Below are 16873 nucleotides of genomic sequence, written 5' to 3' on the forward strand. Positions count from 1 at the left end.
GTTTTTCGCACCGATCAGCGGCGCCCCATGGGGCGCCACAGAGAGCCCCTTTTTATGCACCCAACCATTGCACGGCCCGTCGCGCTTGGGATGGCCCTGGCCTGGCTGCCCCTGGCCGCCACCGCCCAGGCGTCCACCCCTTTCAACCCGGCTGCCGAACGCAGTCCGGCGCTGCCTTCCGTCACCGTCACGGCGCCCGCCGTGCCAGCGGCGCAGCGCAGCTCCCGCCTCGCCACCGGCACGGCGGGATCGTCGCTGGACACGCCGTTTTCCGTCACCACCGTGCCCGCTGAACTGGTCCGCCAGCAGGGCGGCACCACCTTGCAGGACGCGCTGCGCAACGTGCCCGGCGCGCAGGCCGACTCGGGCTTCAACGGGTCGCACACGCAGTTCTTCATCCTGCGCGGCGCGGTGACCGACAGCGGCACCGGCTCCAACCGCGTGCTGCGCGACGGCGTGCGGCTGTCCAACTACCCCTACACCCCGGCGTTCGTGGAAAGCGTGGACGTGCTGCGGGGACCCGGCGCGGCCCTCGGCGTGCGCAGCGAACCGGGCGGCACCGTCAACCTCGTGACGCGCCAGCCGCAGCTGGCGAACTTCGGCAGCGCCTCGCTCGGCGCGGGCGCGCACGGCGCGCTGGAGGCATCCATCGACCTGAACCGCGTGCTGTCGGCGGAGAACGAACTGGCCGCCCGCGTGACGGCCACGCGGTCCCAGGCCAGCCAATGGCGGCATGTGGAAGACCGCCTCGACGGCATCAAGCTGGGCCTGGCGCAAAGCGATGGCAACCGCTACCACCTGCGTGCCAACGTGGAGGCCACCAACCAGACCTACCAGCCGGACTATGGACTTCCCGCGCTGGGCGGGCGGCCGGTCGCCGTGCCACGGGACCGCCAGCTCGGCGAGCCGTTCGGCGACTCGACCACCGACAACCGCATCTACGACCTGCACGGCGATATCGCCCTGTCGGCCCACACGCGCTGGTCGGCCGATTTCACGCACTTGGAGGCGCATTCGACCTCCATCAAGAACCTGCTGAACGGCTCGCCGCTGGCGGGCCAGCCCGCCGGCACCTATGCCCGGGTCTCGGCCTGGGAGCCGGGCACCGAGCGCCGCATCGACTCGTTCTCGACCGCGCTTTCCAGCACGCAGGGCACCGGCGCGGTGACGCACCAGCTGTACTTCGGGGCCGACTACTACAAGGAGGTGCTGAACCAGCCCGCGCTGTCGGTGCCGGCGTCCACCAGCCCGAGCATCAACGTGTTCAACCCGGTCTACGGGCGGGTGACCGCGCCCCCGGCCGGTGCGGTGCTGGCGCAGAGCCTGACGACGCAGGACCTCGAATCCGTGTCGGCCTCCGCCCAGGACCAGATCGACTTCGGCGCGTGGTCGGTGGTGGCGGGCCTGCGCTTCACGCGCCAGCGCTTCCTGTACGGCACGGCCGGCGTGCTGCCCGTGGAGGAGTCGCGGTGGAACCCGAAGCTGGCGGTGCTGCGCCGGCTGTCGGAGACCGATACGCTGTATGCCAACGTGTCCACCGGCACCTCGCCCAACCAGGTGGCTTCGTCGTCGAACCAGTCCCTGCCCTCGCGCCGTTCGGCACAGGTCGAAGCCGGCTGGAAATCGCTGTGGCGCGGCGGCGCGGTGGTCAGCGACCTGGCGGTGTACCGCCTCGATCAGAAGAACATGATCGCGTCCGACCTGAGCACGCCGCTGAACAACTTCGACTTCACCACGGCCGGCAGCGCGCGGTCGCAGGGCATCGAGGCGTCGCTGTCCGGCCAGGTGACGGACCGGGTGACCGTGGCCGCCACCTATGCCTTCACCCATGCGAAGTACCTGCAGAACCCCGTGTACGGCGGCATGGCCGTGCCCAACGTGGCCCGGCATGCGGCCACGCTGTGGGCGCAGTACGCCTGGAACGCGCAGTGGAAGACGGGCGCGGGCTTGTACCTGCAAAGCCGGCGCTTCGCTGACGAGGCCAACACCACGGTGCTGCCGGGTTACGCGCGCTTCGACCTGAGCCAGACCTGGACGGTGAAGCGGGCCAACGGCCAAAGCGTCGAGGTCCAGGCGACGGTGCGCAACCTGTTCGACCAACACTACTTCGTGTCGAGCCACCTGCACGTGAGCCGCTGGATCACGCCGGGGCAGGGGCGCAACGCGTTCGTCTCGGCCACCTACCGCTTCTGAGCGTCCGCCGCCCGGTCCATTCCGCCCAGCGCCCGGAGCACGTTCTCGGCCGTGGCGGGCGCGGTCAGCGTGACCGGCTCCCGGGCCGCTTCGGCCGGGCGCGCCGCGGCAATCGCGTTGCGCAGGGCTTCGTACACGCTGATGGCCAGCATGAACGGCGGCTCGCCCACGGCCTTGCTGCCGCCCACGTTGTCTTCCCGGTTGGCCTCGTGCCACAGCGCCACGGTGAAGCGCTCGGGGATGTCGCCGGTGGCCGGGATCTTGTAGGTGCTGGGCGCGTGGGTGGTGAGCCGGCCCTGGTCGTTCCACACCAGCTGCTCGGTGGTGAGCCAGCCCATGCCCTGCACGAAGCCGCCCTCGATCTGGCCGATGTCGATGGCCGGGTTGATGCTGCGGCCCACGTCGTGCAGGATGTCCACGGCCAGCACGCGGCTCTCGCCGGTGAGCGTGTCGATGGCCACCTCGGTGCAGGCGGCGCCATAGGCGAAGTAGTAGAACGGCCGGCCGGTGAGGGTGGCCTTGTCGTAGTGGATCTTGGGCGTGCGGTAAAAGCCGTCGCTCCACAGCTGGATGCGGTTGGCATACGCCTCCTTGACCACGTCGCCCCAGTCTCGCGCCGCGTGGGGCGTGATGACCTGCCCGCCGGCGAACTGCACCTCGCCGGCGCCGCAGTGGTCCAGCCCGCACACGAAGGCGGCGAGGTTGTCGCGCACGTGGCGCGCGGCGAACTGGGCAGCGCGGCCGTTCAGGTCGGTGCCGCTGGACGCCGCCGTGGCGCTGGCGTTGGGCACCTTGCTGGTGTCGCTGGCGGTCACGAGCACGCGCGCCAGCGGCACGCCCAGCTCGTCGGCCACGATCTGCGCCACCTTGGTGTGCAGGCCCTGACCCATTTCTGTGCCGCCGTGGTTCACCTGCACGCTGCCGTCGGTGTAGACATGCACCAGCGCGCCGGCTTGGTTGAACAGCGTAGCCGTGAAGCTGATGCCGAACTTCACCGGCGTGATCGCCAGCCCGCGCTTGAGCACCGGGCTGGCCGCATTCCAGGCCAAAATGGCCTCATGCCGGCGTTTATATTGGCTGGATTGCTCTAGTTTTGGTAGCAGATCGTGGAGGATGTTGTCCTCCACCAGCATCTGGTAGTGGGTGACGTTGCGGTCGGTGGTGCCGTAGAGGTTGCGCATGCGCACCGCGAGCCCATCGCATCCCAGGGCCCGTGCGATGTCGCCCAGGATGGCCTCGATGGCGATCACGCCCTGCGGCCCGCCGAAGCCGCGAAAGGCCGTGTGGCTCTGCGTATTGGTCTTGCAGCGGTACGAGGCGATCTCGACGTTTTCCAAGAAGTACGCGTTGTCGCTGTGGAACACGGCGCGGTCGGCCACGGGGCCCGACAGGTCGGCCGAGAAGCCGCAGTTGGCCGCCATGCGCAGCCGCAGGCCCGTGATGCGGCCCGTGCCGTCAAAGCCCACGTCGTATTCGTAGGCGAACGGGTGGCGCTTGCCGGTGACCATGAAGTCCTCGTCCCGGTCCAGCCGCAGCTTGACCGGGCGGCCGAGCTTGTTTGCCGCCACCGCCGCCCACACGGCCAGGTGGCCGGCCTGTGTTTCCTTGCCGCCGAAGCCCCCGCCCAGGCGCCGGCATTCCACGCGCACCGCGTGGTTCTCCAGGCCCAGGGCGTGCGCCACCCAGTGCTGCACCTCGCCCGGGTGCTGGGTGCTGGAGTGGATCCACCACTGCCGCTGCTCCAGCGGCAGCGCGTAGGCGATCTGGCCCTCCAGGTAGAAATGCTCCTGCCCGCCGACCTCGAAGCGGCCCTGCAGCCGGTGCGCCGCGCGGCCCAGGCCCGCGTCGGCATCGCCGCGGCGCACGAAGACGGGCGGCAGCACGTAGCTTTCGGCGGCCAGCGCCTCGTGCACGGTCAGCACCGCGGGCAGGGGGGTGATGTCCGGCACCACGGCGCGCGCGGCGCGGCGGGCCTGCATGACCGAATCGGCCACCACCAGGCCGATCACCTGGCCCACGTGCTGCACGGTGTCGATGGCGAACACGGGCTCGTCGTGCGCAAAGGCAGCCAGCAGCTTGTCGCCCGGCACGTCGGCGCTGAGCACCACGCCGTGCACGCCGGGCAGGGCCAGCGCCGCGCGGGTGTCCACCCCGTTCAGGCGCCCGTGCGCCACGGGCGAGAGGATGGGCGCGGCATACAGCGTGCCCTTCACCTCGGGCAGGTCGTCGATGTAATGGGCGCTGCCCGCCACCTGGGCGCGCGCGCTTTCGTGGGGATGCGATCGGCCCATGGCGCGGGCCGGCGCGGGCGCGCCCTCAGGTGGGCGCGCCTGGGGCGTTTGCGGGCCGGCGGCACCGGCCGCGTTGGCGGCGATGGCCACGGGGTCGTCTTCGGCGTCGCGGCTCAAAGGGGCGTCGTCGTGCCGTTTCATGCGAGGGCCTCCGGGCGCAGTTGCTCCAGCGACACGGGAACGGGCAGGGGCGTGGCCTGCGGCCCCTGGCGCTCCAGCCAGAAGCGGCGGAGCAGCCCTGCGAGCACGGCACGGCGGTATTCGCCGCTCGCCCGCATGTCGGAAATGGGCTGGAACTCGGCCTGCAGGGCGGCCGCAGCGCGCTCCACCGTCTCCACGGTCCAGGGCTGGCCGGCGAGTGCGGCCTCGGTCTGCCGGGCCCGCGCGGGCGTGGCGGCGACCCCGCCCGCGCCGATGCGGGCGCGCCGCACCCGGCCGTCGGCGATGTCGAGGTTGAGCACCAGGCACACGGCGGAGATGTCGTCGTCGAAGCGCTTGGACACCTTGTAGGCCGCCAGCGATTCGCCCGGCGCGGGCAGCGGCACCTCGATGCGCACGAGCAACTCGTCCGGCGCCATCACGTTCTGGCGGTAGCCGGTGTAAAGGTCTTCCAGCGCCAGCGTGCGTTCGCCGCGCAGGCTGGCCAGCACCACGCTGGCGCCCAGCGCGATCAGCAGGGGCATGGAGTCGCCGATCGGCGAGCCGTTGGCCACGTTGCCGCCCAGCGTGCCGGAGTTGCGCACGGGCAGCCCGGCGAAGCGCGCGGCGAAGCGGTGCAGCACGGGCCAGTGGGCGTGCAGCGCATCGAACGCGTCGGCCAGCGGCACGGCCGCGCCGATGGACAACCGCCCGCCCTGCGTGCCGATGCGGCGCAGCTCCTGCGCCCGCGTGACGTCGAGCATCTGCGCGAACTGGCGGTGCTGCTTGGTGATCCACAGGCCCACGTCGGTGGCGCCGGCCACCACCTGGGCGGTGGGGTGCGCGGCGCGCGCGGCCAGCAACTCGGCCAGCGTGGCGGGGGCCAGGTAGGCGTCGTTGGTGGCGGGCTCCGGCCGGGACAGCGATGCCAACTGCGGCAGCAACTGCGCTTCGTCCACCTGCATGCGGGGCAGGGCGGCCATCCGCTCGGCCGCGTCCAGGATGGGGCGGTAGCCGGTGCAGCGGCACAGGTTGCCCGACAGGTCGTGCACGGCCTGCTCGCGCGTGACCGCGCGGCCCTGGCACACGTGGTTCTGGTACATGCCGAACAGACTCATCACGAAGCCCGGCGTGCAGAAGCCGCACTGCGAGCCGTGGCACTGCACCATGGCTTCCTGGGCGGGGTGCAGGCCCGGCGCGCTGGAGGGGGCGCCGCTGGAGGACGGGGCGGCGGGCGGCGCTGGCTGGACCAGCGGGTCCTGGTCCAGGTCTTCCACCGTCCACAGCGCCATGCCGTCGATGGAGTGGGCCAGGCGGATGCAGCTGTTCACGGCCCGGTAGCGCACGCGGCCGTCCACGGCCTCGCCCAGCACCACGGTGCAGGCGCCGCAGTCGCCCTCGCCGCAGCCTTCCTTGGTGCCGGTGTGGCCCAGGTCTTCGCGCAGCACCTCCAGCAGGGTGCGGTCGGGGGGGACATGGGCCAGCGTCACGGGCTGGCCCCGGCGGATGAATCGCAGCGGGCGGGAGGTGGTCATGCGTTGTGCAGGGCAGGGTTCGGTCGTTGGGGCCAGTGTGTGCGCCATGTCGGGACAGGGTAGGGGCCCGGGGGGTGGCGGCGCATATGGGCGAGCGTATAACGGCCATGCGCCGGGCGCCATGCCCGCACACCGGCCGTTGCTTTGGCACCCCTTTCCTGCCTTCGCCTGGCACGGATGCTGCGTCCCTTCGTGGCGCCACGGCAAAGTGGCAGGCCGCAGACCCCAAGGACACCGGATGGACATCGATTTCTCGCAACTCGGCGCCTACGAGCGCTACAAGCTGATGGCCAGCCTGATCGTGCCGCGCCCGATCGCGCTCATCACCACCCTCGGGGAGGACGGCACGGTGAACGCCGCGCCGTTCAGCATGTTCAACATGCTGGGCGAGGACCCGCCGGTGCTGATGGTGAGCATCAACCGGCTGCAGGGTGGCCGCCTCAAGGACACGGCCGCCAACATCCTGCGCACCGGCGAGTTCGTGGTGCACATCGCCGACGAGGCCATGGCCCAGCGCATGCATGACTGCGGCGACGCGCTACCGTCGCACGAGAGCGAACTGGTGCATGCCGGCCTCACCCCGGTGCCCTCGCGCAGCGTGGCCCCGCCGCGCATCGCCGAGGCCCCCGTGGCGTTCGAATGCGTGCTGCACGAAACCATGGAAACGGCCAGCCGCTACGTCTTCATCGGCCGCGTGCAGTGGCTGGGCGCGCGCGAGGGCCTGGTGGACACCGCGCGCTGGCGCGTGCGGCTGCAGGACTACCACCCGGTGGGGCGGTTCGGCGCGAGCTTCTACGTGACGACCGGCGACCGCTTCTCGCTCGACCCGGCGCCGCAGCCGGGCGCCGCGCGTTCGACGGCCATCGACGAGATCTGACCACCCGCGACGCCGCCTCGGTAGTTGCCTGGCTCGCGGTCGCGCGTCCTCGGCGCTACAGTGCGATGTCCCCTTGCCTTCTTCACTGCGCCCTTGCTCCGCCACCGGCAGGCCCGGCGTGCCATACGCGATGGCGTATGGCTGGAATGCCCCGACCCTTATGAGAGACCAAGCCCTTTTCGACAAGATAGACCTCCATCTCATAAGGGTCTTGCACACCGTGTTGACTGAACGCAGCGTATCGCGGGCCGCCGTGCGGCTGGGCATGCACCAGCCGGCCGTGTCGGCGGCGCTGCGCCGCCTGCGCGACCTGGCGGGCGATCCGCTGCTGGTGCGCTCGGGCGCGGCCATGCTGCCCACCGATGCCGCGCTGCGCATGGTGGAGCCGGCGGGCGCCATCCTGCGGTCGGCCGAGGCGTTGTTCTCCGATGCGCGCGGGTTCGACGCGCGCACCGCCACGCGCACCTTCCGCATCGCCGCGAGCGACTACCTGGACCCGCTCTTCCTGCCGCGCCTGGTGGCCCGCCTCAAGGCCGAGGCCCCGCTGTGCCCGGTCGAGGTGCTGCCGCTGTCGGCGGACGCGCACTACCACGCGCACCTGGCGCAGGGCGAGGTGGACGTGGTCATCGGCAACTGGCCCCAGCCGCCCGACGACCTGCACATGGGGCGGCTTTTCGGCGACGAGGTGGTCTGCCTCGTGAGCCCCGCGCACCCCGCGGTGCGCCGCGGCTGGGACACGGACGAGTGGCTGGCCGCCGAGCACATCGCCCCCACGCCCACGCACCCCGGCGCGCGCGGCGTGATCGACGCGCACCTCGACTCCCTGGGCCTGCAGCGCCGCGTGACCGCGCGCTGTGCCCATTTCAGCCTGATCCCGGAGATGGTCGCCGCCAGCCTGCTGGTGCTCACCACGGGGCGGCAGTTCTGCGAACGCTTCACCGACCGCCTGCCGCTCACCGTGCTGCCGTGCCCGGTGCCCTTCCCGCGCCTGATGTACTACCAGCTGTGGCATGCCCGCACCCACCATTCGGCCGCCGCCATGTGGCTGCGCGACAGCGTGCGCACCGTGGCGGCATCGCTACGAAAACCATAGCGGCCAACGCATGAAGGACGTGCGCAGCATTCCGGTTTCGTGCCCAACCCCCTTTGAAAATCAAGAGACAATCGCCCGCATGAATTCCTCCCACACCTCCCTTGCCGCCGCGGCGCCGGTGCCGCGCCTGCAGCTGGCGGGCATCACGAAGCGCTATCCGGCCGTGGTGGCCAACAGCGGCGTGTCCCTCACGGTGCAGCCCGGCGAGATCCACGCCGTGCTGGGCGAGAACGGCGCAGGCAAGTCCACGCTGATGAAGATCATCTACGGCGCGGTCAAGCCCGACGAGGGCAGCCTGCACTTCAACGGCCAGCCGGTGGCGGTGCGCAACCCGCAGGAGGCGAGGGCGCTGGGCATTGCCATGGTGTTCCAGCATTTCAGCCTGTTCGACACCCTCACCGTGGCCGAGAACGTGTGGCTGGGCCTGGACAAGCGGCTGCAGCTGGCCGAGGTCACGCGCCGCATCTCCGCCACGGTGGCCGAGTACGGGCTGGACATCGACCCGCTGCGCCCCGTGCACACCCTGAGCGTGGGCGAGATGCAGCGTGTGGAGATCATCCGGGCGCTGCTCACCCATCCGCAACTGCTGATCCTGGACGAGCCCACGTCGGTGCTCACGCCCCAGGCGGTTGAAAAGCTCTTCGTGGTGCTGCGCCAGCTCGCCAGCCAGGGCTGCAGCATCCTCTACATCAGCCACAAGCTGCACGAGATCCGCGCGCTGTGCACCGCCTGCACGGTGCTGCGCGGCGGCAAGGTGACGGGCGTGTGCAACCCGGCCGAAGAGTCGAACGCCTCGCTGTCGCGCCTGATGATCGGTGCCGAGCCGCCGGCGCTCACCCACCGCCCCGCGCACCTGGGCGAGACGGTGCTGCGCGTGCAGGGCCTGTCGCTGCCGCGCATGGACCCGTTCGGCGTCGATCTCGTCGACCTCGGCTTCGAGGTGCGGGCGGGCGAGGTGCTGGGCATCGCCGGCGTCTCCGGCAACGGCCAGAAGGAATTGCTCTATGCCCTGTCGGGCGAGGACACGCGCGCCCAGCCCGCGATGGTGCAGGTGGCCGGCCAGGCCGCCGGGCGCATGAACCCGCGCCGCCGCCGCGCGCTGGGCCTGCATTTCGTGCCCGAGGAGCGGCTGGGCCGCGGGGCCGTGCCCACCATGGGCCTGGCGCACAACCTGCTGCTCACGCGCAGCAACTGCGTGGGGCCGGGCGGCTGGATCCGCACCGGCGCGCTGCAGGCGCACGCCCGCGCCATCATCGAACGCTTCCACGTGAAGGCGGGTGGGCCCCATGCGGCGGCGCGGTCGCTGTCGGGCGGCAACCTGCAGAAGTTCATCGTGGGCCGCGAGATCGATGCCAACCCGCGCCTGCTCATCGTCTCGCAGCCGACCTGGGGTGTGGACGTGGGCGCGGCCGCGCAGATCCGCGGCGAGATCCTGGCGCTGCGCGATGCCGGCTGCGCCGTGCTGGTGCTCAGCGAGGAGCTGGACGAGCTGTTCGAAATCTGCGACCGCCTGCACGTGGTGGCCAAGGGGCGCCTGTCGCCTTCGGTGCCGCGCGCCGAGGCCACGGTGGAGCGCATCGGCGAATGGATGAGCGGGCTCTGGCATGCCGACGTGCAGTCGCACCTCGCCCGGGCCGAAGCGGCGCGCGCGCAAACGGAGGCGGCCCATGCTCAAGCTTGAAGCCCGACCCCAGGCCTCGCGCTGGTGGACCTACGGCTCGCCGCTGCTGGCGCTGGCCGTCACCGTGCTGATCGGGCTGGCGCTGTTCGCGGCGCTGGGCAAGGACCCGGTGCGCGGGCTGCAGGTGTTCTTCTGGGAGCCCGTCAAGAACCAGTACGCCATCGGCGAGCTGATGGTCAAGGCCACGCCGCTGCTGCTGATCGCGCTGGGCCTGGCGGTGTGCTTTCGCTCCAACGTGTGGAACATCGGCGCCGAGGGGCAGTTCGTGATCGGTGCCGTCGCGGCCGGCGGCATCGCGCTGCTGGCCGATCAGACCACGGGCCCGTGGATCGTGCCCGCCATCCTGCTGGCCGGCGTGCTGGGCGGCATGGCCTGGGCCGGCATCACGGCGCTGCTGCGCGACCGGTTCAACGCCAACGAGATCCTCGTGAGCCTGATGCTGGTCTACGTGGCCACGCTGGTGCTGGGCTACCTGGTCTACGGGCCGTGGAAGGACCCCATGGGCTACAACTTCCCGCAGACCAAGACCTTCGAGCGCGTGACGCAGATCCCGCGGCTCATGCAGGGCTCGCGCGTGTCCATCGGCCTGCTGCTGGCGCTGGCGGGTGCCGCGGCGCTGTGGGTGTTCCTGTTCCGCACGCGGGCGGGCTTTGCGCAGCAGGTGGGCGGCCTGGCCCCGGCGGCGGCGCGCTACGCGGGCTTTTCCTCGCGCCGCGCGCTGTGGACTGCGCTGCTCATCTCGGGCGGCGTGGCGGGCCTGGCGGGCGCGCTGGAGGTGGCGGGGCCCATCGGCCAGCTCACGCCCTACGTGCCGGCGGGCTACGGCTTCGCCGCCATCATCGTGGCGTTCGTGGGGCGGCTGCACCCGGTGGGCATGGTGTTCTCGGCGGTGCTGATGAGCATGTTCTACATCGGCGGCGAGCTGGCGCAGTCGCGCCTGGGCCTGCCCAAGTCGCTCACGGGCGTGTTCCAGGGCCTGCTGCTGTTCACGCTGCTGGCGTGCGACACGCTCATCGCCTACCGCGTGCGGTGGGTCGGGTCCCAGGGGAGGGCCGCTTAAATGGAATCGTACGCACTGCTTCTGGGCGCCACGCTGAGCGCGGGCACCGTGCTGGCCATCGCCGCCCTGGGCCTGCTCATCAACGAGAAGGCCGGCATCGTCAACCTGGGGGCCGAGGGCATGATGCTCTGCGCGGCCATCGCGGGCTTCGCCACCGTGGTGCACACGGGCAACACCTGGCTGGGCTTCGCGGCCGGCATGGCGGCGGGGGCGTTCCTGGCGGCCATCTTCGGCGTGCTGGTGATCTGGCTCAACACCAACCAGTACGCCACGGGCCTGGCGCTGAGCCTGTTCGGGGTGGGCTTTTCCGCCTTCGCGGGCATCCGCTACGTGCAGGCCAAGCTGCCGGAGCTGCCCAAGTACGCCGTGCCCGGGCTGGGCGACCTGCCCATCGTCGGGCCCGCGCTGTTCCGCCAGCACCCCCTCGTGTACCTCACCATGGCGCTGGTGGCGGGGCTGGTGTGGTTCCTGTACCGCTCGCGCGCCGGCCTGGTGCTGCGCTCGGTGGGTGAGTCGCCCGAGTCGGCCCATGCGCTGGGCTATCCGGTGCGGCGCATCCGCCTGGCGGCCGTGGTGGCCGGGGGGGCGCTGTGCGGGCTGTCGGGCGCGTACATCTCCACGGTCTACACGCCGCTGTGGGTGGAGGGCATGGTGGCTGGACGCGGATGGATCGCGCTGGCCCTCACCACCTTCGCCACCTGGCGGCCGGCACGGGTGTTGCTTGGTGCCTACCTGTTCGGCGGCGTGACCATGCTGCAGTTCCACCTGCAGGCCACGGGCGTGCAGGTGGCCAGCCAGTTGCTGAGCATGCTGCCCTACGTGGCCACCATCGTGGTGCTGGCGCTGATCTCGCGCACCCCGGCCTGGATCCGCGTGAACATGCCGGCCTCGCTCGGCAAGCCGTTCCATCCCGGGTCGTGACCCGAACGGCCCGCGCGATGCTGCACGGGCCCCCGATAATTTATTTTTCGTTGCCTCTCCCCTCACTTTTTTCCTCGAAGGAACCGACATGACCGATCTGCACAAACGCTCGCTGCTCAAGGTGGCCGCGCTTTCCGCCGTGGCCGCCGCCGCCCTGGCCGGCTGCGGCAAGAAGGACGAGCCCGCGCCAGCACCGGCCGCCGCTCCGGCGCCCGCTGCGTCCGCGCCCGCCGCGAAGGCCGAGCCTTTGAAGATCGCGTTCGCCTACGTGGGCCCGGTGGGCGACGGCGGCTGGTCCTTCGCGCACGACAACGGCCGCAAGGCGATCGAGAAGGAGTTCGGCGACAAGGTGCAGACCAGCTTCGTGGAGAGCGTGCCGGAGTCGGCCGACGCCGAGCGCGTGCTGCGCGACATGGCCTCGCAGGGCAACAAGCTGATCTTCGGCACCACGTTCGGGTACATGGAGTCGATCCAGAAGATCGCCCCCGACTTCAAGGACGTGAAGTTCGAGCACGCCACCGGCTACAAGACGGCCGAGAACGTGCGCACCTATGACAGCCGCACCTACGAGGGCGCCTACATGGCCGGCGTGATCGCCGGCGCCATGACGCAGACCAACACGCTGGGCGTCGTGGGCTCGGTGCCGATTCCCGAGGTGATCCGCAACATCAACAGCTTCACGCTGGGCGCGCAGTCGGTCAATCCCAAGATCAAGACCAAGGTGGTATGGGTGAACGAATGGTTCAGCCCCCCGAAGGAAACCGAAGCCGCCACGTCGCTGATCAACGGTGGCGCCGACGTGCTGTTCCAGAACACCGACTCGCCCGCCGTGCTCAAGACCGCGCAGGAAAAAGGCAAGCGCGCCTTCGGCTGGGATTCCGACATGACCGCCTACGGTCCCAAGGCCCACCTGGCCTCGGCCGTGATCAACTGGGGCCCCTACTACATCAAGGCCACCAAGGATGCGCTGGGCGGCACCTGGACGACCGGCCAGAGCTGGTGGGGCGTGAAGGAAGGCGCGATCGATCTCGTCTCCATCGCCGAGGACGTGCCCGCCGACACCAAGGCCAAGGTCGAGCAGGTGAAGGCCGGCCTCAAGGACGGCAGCTTCTCGATCTGGAAGGGCCCGATCGCCGACAACACCGGCAAGGAAGTGCTGGCGAAGGACGCGGTGGCCGACGACAAGTTCCTGGGCGGCGTGAACTTCTACGTGAAGGGCGTCGAAGGTACCGTGCCGGGCGGCGACAAGAAGTAAGCAATCCCCCTGCGAACCCAGGCCGGCGCGTGCCGGCCTGGCGTGGCCTGCCTGGCCCGGGGCAGGCGCCGATGGCGGCGGGCCGCGGACAAGGCATCATTGCCCTACCGCCGCCCCGATCGGGCGCGCGGCATCCCTTTCTGGAGTCCGCCGATGTTCAAGGTCCCCCCCATTCCCGCCCAGCGCCTGCCCGCGCTGCTGCGCAGCATGCCCAAGGCCGAGCTGCACATCCACATCGAAGGCTCGCTCGAACCCGAGCTGATCTTCGCCCTGGCGCAGCGCAACGGCGTGGCACTGCCGTACGCGAGCGTGCAGGCCCTGCGCGATGCCTACGCGTTCACTGACCTGCAGAGCTTTCTCGACATCTACTACGCCGGCGCCAGCGTGCTGCTGCACGAGCAGGACTTCTACGACATGGCCTGGGCCTACCTGCAGCGCGCCGCGGCCGACAACGTGGTGCATGCCGAAATCTTCTTCGATCCGCAGACGCACACGGCGCGGGGCGTGCCGATGGAGACCGTGATCCACGGCCTGCACCGGGCCTGCACCGATGCGCGCCAGACGCTGGGCATTTCGTCCGCGCTGATCCTGTGTTTCCTGCGCCACCTGAGCGAGGAAGACGCCCTGGCCACGCTGGAGGCGGCGCTGCCGCTGCGCGCGCATTTCATCGGCGTGGGGCTGGACAGCAGCGAAGTCGGGCACCCGCCGGAGAAGTTCGCGCGCGTGTTCGCGCGCTGCGCCGAACTGGGCCTGCGGCGCGTGGCGCATGCGGGCGAGGAGGGGCCGCCGGCGTACATCTGGAGCGCGCTCGACGTGCTGAAGGCCGAGCGCATCGACCACGGCGTGCAGGCCGTGCACGACCCGGCGCTGATGCAGCGGCTGGCGCAGGAGCGCATCGCGCTCACGGTGTGCCCGCTGTCCAACCAGAAGCTGTGCGTGTTTCCCGACCTGGCCGACCACAACCTGCGCCAGCTGCTCGATGCCGGGCTGGCTGCCACGGTGAACTCGGACGACCCGGCGTACTTCGGCGGCTACATCAACGACAACTTCACGCAGCTGTTCGCGGCCGATCCGCAGCTCACGGCGCGCCACGCCTACCAGCTGGCCTTCAACAGCTTCGAGGCGAGCTTCGTCCCCGAGGCCGACAAGCACGACTGGGAGCACCGGCTGAAGGTGTGCTTTCAGCAAAGCGTCGAGCAGGACTACTGACGCCCCTGTCGCCGGCAGGGGATGCGTACAGCACTGTACGCACTGCGCTTATCCTTGGGGCCCGTTCGCCGCATCCAAAAGGCGGCTCATCCCAAGGAGACAAGGCCATGAGAGAGAGATTTTGGCGCGGCAGCCTGCCGCTTTCCGTGTTGGCGCTGTCGGCGCTGGCTGCCTGCGGCGGGGGCGGCGGCGAAGGCGGCGACAACGGCCGCTACAGCGCGGAGATCCGGCGCACGGCCATGGGCGTGCCGCATATCAAGGCCTCCAACTGGGGCAATGCGGGCTTCGGATACGGCTATGCGCAGGCGCAGGACAACCTGTGCACGATGGCCGATTCGTTCGTGACCTACCGGGGCGAGCGCTCGCGCTACTTCGGGGGCGATGCGCTGCTGGTGTACGAAAGCACCATCGACCGTCCGCGCAATCTCGACTCCGATTTCTTCCACCGCCACGTGATCTCCAGCGACGTGGTGGACGCCATGGTGGCGGCCCAGCCCGACAACCTCAAGAAGATGGTGGAGGGCTTCGCCGCCGGCTACAACCGCTATGTGCGCGAGGCCCAGGCCGGTGGCACCGCCCATGCGGCCTGCCGCACGGCGGCATGGGTGCAGCCCGTCACCGCGCGGGACATCTGGCGGCGGATGGTCGCGGCCAATCTGGCCGGGGGCTACAGCAACTTCGTGGCGCCGCTGGCGAATGCCACACTGCCCAGTGCGGCCGCCAGCGCGACGGCCGGGGCCACCACGCCCGCGTCGCCATCCCAGAAGGTGGCGCAACTCGATCCCGCACGCACGCAGCCGCCCCGGCTGCAGGTGGGCGGAACCGCGGGCATCGGCAGCAACATGTACGGCTTCGGCACCGCCGCCACCGGCGAGTCGAGCGGCCTGCTCTTCGGCAACCCGCACTGGTACTGGAAGGGGCCCGACCGGTTCTACCAGGCCCACCTGACCATTCCCGGCGAGCTGAACGTGAGCGGCGCGTCGTTCCTGGGCGTGCCGGTGGTGCTGATCGGCTTCAACGACAACGTGGCCTGGAGCCACACCGTCTCCACCGCGCGGCGTTTCGGCGTCTTCCAGCTGCAGCTGGCCGATGGCGACCGCACGACCTACGTGCGCGATGGCAAGGCGGTGAAGATGGCCGCCACCCCCATCACCGTGCAGGTGCGCGGCGCCTCCGGCGCGCTCACCGATGTCACGCGCACCCTCTACAAGACCGAGTACGGGCCGGTGGTGAACCTGGGCGGCCTCAACCCGGCGCTGGCCTGGAGCCAGACCACGGCGTTCGCCATGCGCGACGTCAACGGCGAGAACTTCCGCACCTTCCGCAACTGGATGCGCTGGAACCAGGCGGCCTCGCTGGACGAGTTCATCGCCATCCAGAAGCAGGAATCGGCCATTCCCTGGGTCAACACCGTGGCCGTGGGGCGCGGCAACCCGCGCGCCTGGTATGCCGACATCGGCGCCGTGCCCAACGTGTCGACCGAGCAGGTGGCTACCTGCACCACGGGCTTCGGCAAGGCGATGGCGGCGGCCCTGCCCAACGTGCCGTTCTTCGACGGCTCGCGCAGCGCCTGCGACTGGCAGACCGACAGCGACTCGGCGCAAAAGGGCACCATCGGCGCCTCGCGCATGCCCAGCCTGCTGCGCGACGATTACGTGGGCAACATGAACGACAGCTACTGGCTGGCCAACGCCAAGGCGCCGCTCACGGGCTTTCCGGCGATCTTCGGCCCGGCCGGAACGCAGGCGCAGAGCCTGCGTACGCGCATGGGCCACACCATGGCGCTGGAGCGCCTGGCCGGAACCGATGCCTATGCCGGCCAGCAGGCCACCAGCGCCATCGTGCGGCAGATGGTGCTCGACAGCCGGGTGTTCAGCGCCGAGCGCTTCAAGGACCAGGCCCTGTCCCTGGTCTGCGTGGCGCCCCAGATCACGGTCGCGGCCGAGGGCCGGACGGTGGACGTGGCCGCCGCCTGCGCCACGCTGCGCGCCTGGAACAACACCGGCAACGCCACGGCGCGGGGCTCGCATGTGTGGGACGAGTTCTGGAACCGCGTGAAGGTGCCGGCCGCTCAGCTCTATGCCGTGCCGTTCAGCGCCGCCGACCCGCTGAACACGCCGCGCGAGCTGCGCGCCAGCGCTGCCGATGCGCTGCGGCAGGCCTTCGGCGCCGCCGTGCTGAGCGTGCAGCGCAGCGGCTTCGCGCTGGATGCGCCGCGCGGCGACGTGCTGTTCGCCACGCGCGGCGGCAGCAAGATCGCGCTCTACGGCGGCTGCGGCGATCCGGGCTACTTCACCATCAACTGCTCGGAAAACCCGATCGAGCAGGGCGGCTACAGCATGGACGGACAGCCGCACGGCAACAGCTACATGCAGGTGGTGGGTTTTCCGGCCGGCGGGGTGGAGGCGCACACGTTCCTCACCTATTCGCTGTCGGACGATCCGGCCTCCAGCCGCAACGGCGACTACACCCGGGCCTACGGGGCCAAGCAGTGGCTGCGCCTGCCGTTCTCGGAATCGGAGATCACATCGAGCGCGGGCTACAGCACCGTCACCGTGAGGGAATGATCGGCCGCGCGCCCCGGGGGGTGACGCAACCCGGTGGCGCGCCCCGGTCGATT

Annotated in this window: 11 protein-coding genes; 9 read left to right on the forward strand and 2 right to left on the reverse strand. The window is 70.5% G+C overall.

All coding sequences use genetic code 11. The features are described 5' to 3' along the window. Positions 1–54: 54 nt before the first annotated feature. Positions 55–2193, forward strand: coding sequence for a TonB-dependent receptor (locus M5C96_RS05760; protein ID WP_272567791.1), 2139 nt, complete (start codon positions 55–57; stop codon positions 2191–2193). Here M5C96_RS05760 and xdhB read toward each other — a convergent pair. Both xdhB and xdhA read right to left on the reverse strand, forming a co-directional pair. Continuing rightward, positions 2181–4625: a xanthine dehydrogenase molybdopterin binding subunit gene (xdhB, locus tag M5C96_RS05765; protein WP_272567793.1), complete on the reverse strand. Its 2445-nt coding sequence runs from the start codon at positions 4623–4625 to the stop codon at positions 2181–2183. The genes M5C96_RS05760 and xdhB overlap by 13 nt on opposite strands. Continuing rightward, positions 4622–6157: a xanthine dehydrogenase small subunit gene (xdhA, locus tag M5C96_RS05770; RefSeq protein WP_272567795.1), complete on the reverse strand. Its 1536-nt coding sequence runs from the start codon at positions 6155–6157 to the stop codon at positions 4622–4624. The genes xdhB and xdhA overlap by 4 nt, the downstream gene beginning before the upstream one ends. A gap of 238 nt (positions 6158–6395) precedes the next feature. On the opposite strand from xdhA, the gene M5C96_RS05775 reads away from it, so the two are divergent. The 8 genes from M5C96_RS05775 (at position 6396) to M5C96_RS05810 (ending at position 16820) form a co-directional block, all read left to right on the forward strand. Further along, on the forward strand, positions 6396–7034 hold the full coding sequence (locus M5C96_RS05775; RefSeq protein WP_272567798.1) for a flavin reductase family protein: 639 nt from the start codon (positions 6396–6398) through the stop codon (positions 7032–7034). A gap of 160 nt (positions 7035–7194) precedes the next feature. Beyond that, positions 7195–8127 (forward strand): LysR family transcriptional regulator, encoded by a 933-nt coding sequence (locus M5C96_RS05780; RefSeq protein ID WP_272567801.1) that lies wholly within the window; start codon positions 7195–7197, stop codon positions 8125–8127. 79 nt (positions 8128–8206) lie between these two features. Continuing rightward, positions 8207–9808: an ABC transporter ATP-binding protein gene (locus M5C96_RS05785; RefSeq protein WP_272567804.1), complete on the forward strand. Its 1602-nt coding sequence runs from the start codon at positions 8207–8209 to the stop codon at positions 9806–9808. Then, positions 9795–10868 (forward strand): ABC transporter permease, encoded by a 1074-nt coding sequence (locus M5C96_RS05790; protein ID WP_272567806.1) that lies wholly within the window; start codon positions 9795–9797, stop codon positions 10866–10868. Before M5C96_RS05785 ends, M5C96_RS05790 begins: the two co-directional genes overlap by 14 nt. Further along, positions 10869–11789: an ABC transporter permease gene (locus M5C96_RS05795; RefSeq protein ID WP_272567808.1), complete on the forward strand. Its 921-nt coding sequence runs from the start codon at positions 10869–10871 to the stop codon at positions 11787–11789. An 88-nt stretch (positions 11790–11877) separates the two neighbouring features. Further along, the gene (locus M5C96_RS05800; RefSeq protein WP_272567809.1) at positions 11878–13044 is read left to right on the forward strand and encodes a BMP family ABC transporter substrate-binding protein; all 1167 of its coding nucleotides are present in this window, start codon (positions 11878–11880) and stop codon (positions 13042–13044) included. Positions 13045–13197: 153 nt separating this feature from the next. Next, positions 13198–14253, forward strand: a complete 1056-nt coding sequence (locus M5C96_RS05805) for an adenosine deaminase (RefSeq protein WP_272567810.1) — start codon at positions 13198–13200, stop codon at positions 14251–14253. Between the two features lie 107 nt (positions 14254–14360). Beyond that, on the forward strand, positions 14361–16820 hold the full coding sequence (locus M5C96_RS05810; protein WP_272567812.1) for a penicillin acylase family protein: 2460 nt from the start codon (positions 14361–14363) through the stop codon (positions 16818–16820). Positions 16821–16873: the final 53 nt, after the last annotated feature.

This window comes from Acidovorax sp. GBBC 1281 (assembly GCF_028473645.1).
Lineage (GTDB): Bacteria > Pseudomonadota > Gammaproteobacteria > Burkholderiales > Burkholderiaceae_C > Paracidovorax.

What these genes read in the sequence shown, in the direction of transcription:
- M5C96_RS05760 (WP_272567791.1), top strand. Translation starts at nt 55, where the DNA reads ATGCACCCAACCATTGCACGGCCCGTCGCGCTTGGGATGGCCCTGGCC.
- xdhB (WP_272567793.1), bottom strand. Translation starts at nt 4,625, where the DNA reads ATGAAACGGCACGACGACGCCCCTTTGAGCCGCGACGCCGAAGACGAC.
- xdhA (WP_272567795.1), bottom strand. Translation starts at nt 6,157, where the DNA reads ATGACCACCTCCCGCCCGCTGCGATTCATCCGCCGGGGCCAGCCCGTG.
- M5C96_RS05775 (WP_272567798.1), top strand. Translation starts at nt 6,396, where the DNA reads ATGGACATCGATTTCTCGCAACTCGGCGCCTACGAGCGCTACAAGCTG.
- M5C96_RS05780 (WP_272567801.1), top strand. Translation starts at nt 7,195, where the DNA reads ATGAGAGACCAAGCCCTTTTCGACAAGATAGACCTCCATCTCATAAGG.
- M5C96_RS05785 (WP_272567804.1), top strand. Translation starts at nt 8,207, where the DNA reads ATGAATTCCTCCCACACCTCCCTTGCCGCCGCGGCGCCGGTGCCGCGC.
- M5C96_RS05790 (WP_272567806.1), top strand. Translation starts at nt 9,795, where the DNA reads ATGCTCAAGCTTGAAGCCCGACCCCAGGCCTCGCGCTGGTGGACCTAC.
- M5C96_RS05795 (WP_272567808.1), top strand. Translation starts at nt 10,869, where the DNA reads ATGGAATCGTACGCACTGCTTCTGGGCGCCACGCTGAGCGCGGGCACC.
- M5C96_RS05800 (WP_272567809.1), top strand. Translation starts at nt 11,878, where the DNA reads ATGACCGATCTGCACAAACGCTCGCTGCTCAAGGTGGCCGCGCTTTCC.
- M5C96_RS05805 (WP_272567810.1), top strand. Translation starts at nt 13,198, where the DNA reads ATGTTCAAGGTCCCCCCCATTCCCGCCCAGCGCCTGCCCGCGCTGCTG.
- M5C96_RS05810 (WP_272567812.1), top strand. Translation starts at nt 14,361, where the DNA reads ATGAGAGAGAGATTTTGGCGCGGCAGCCTGCCGCTTTCCGTGTTGGCG.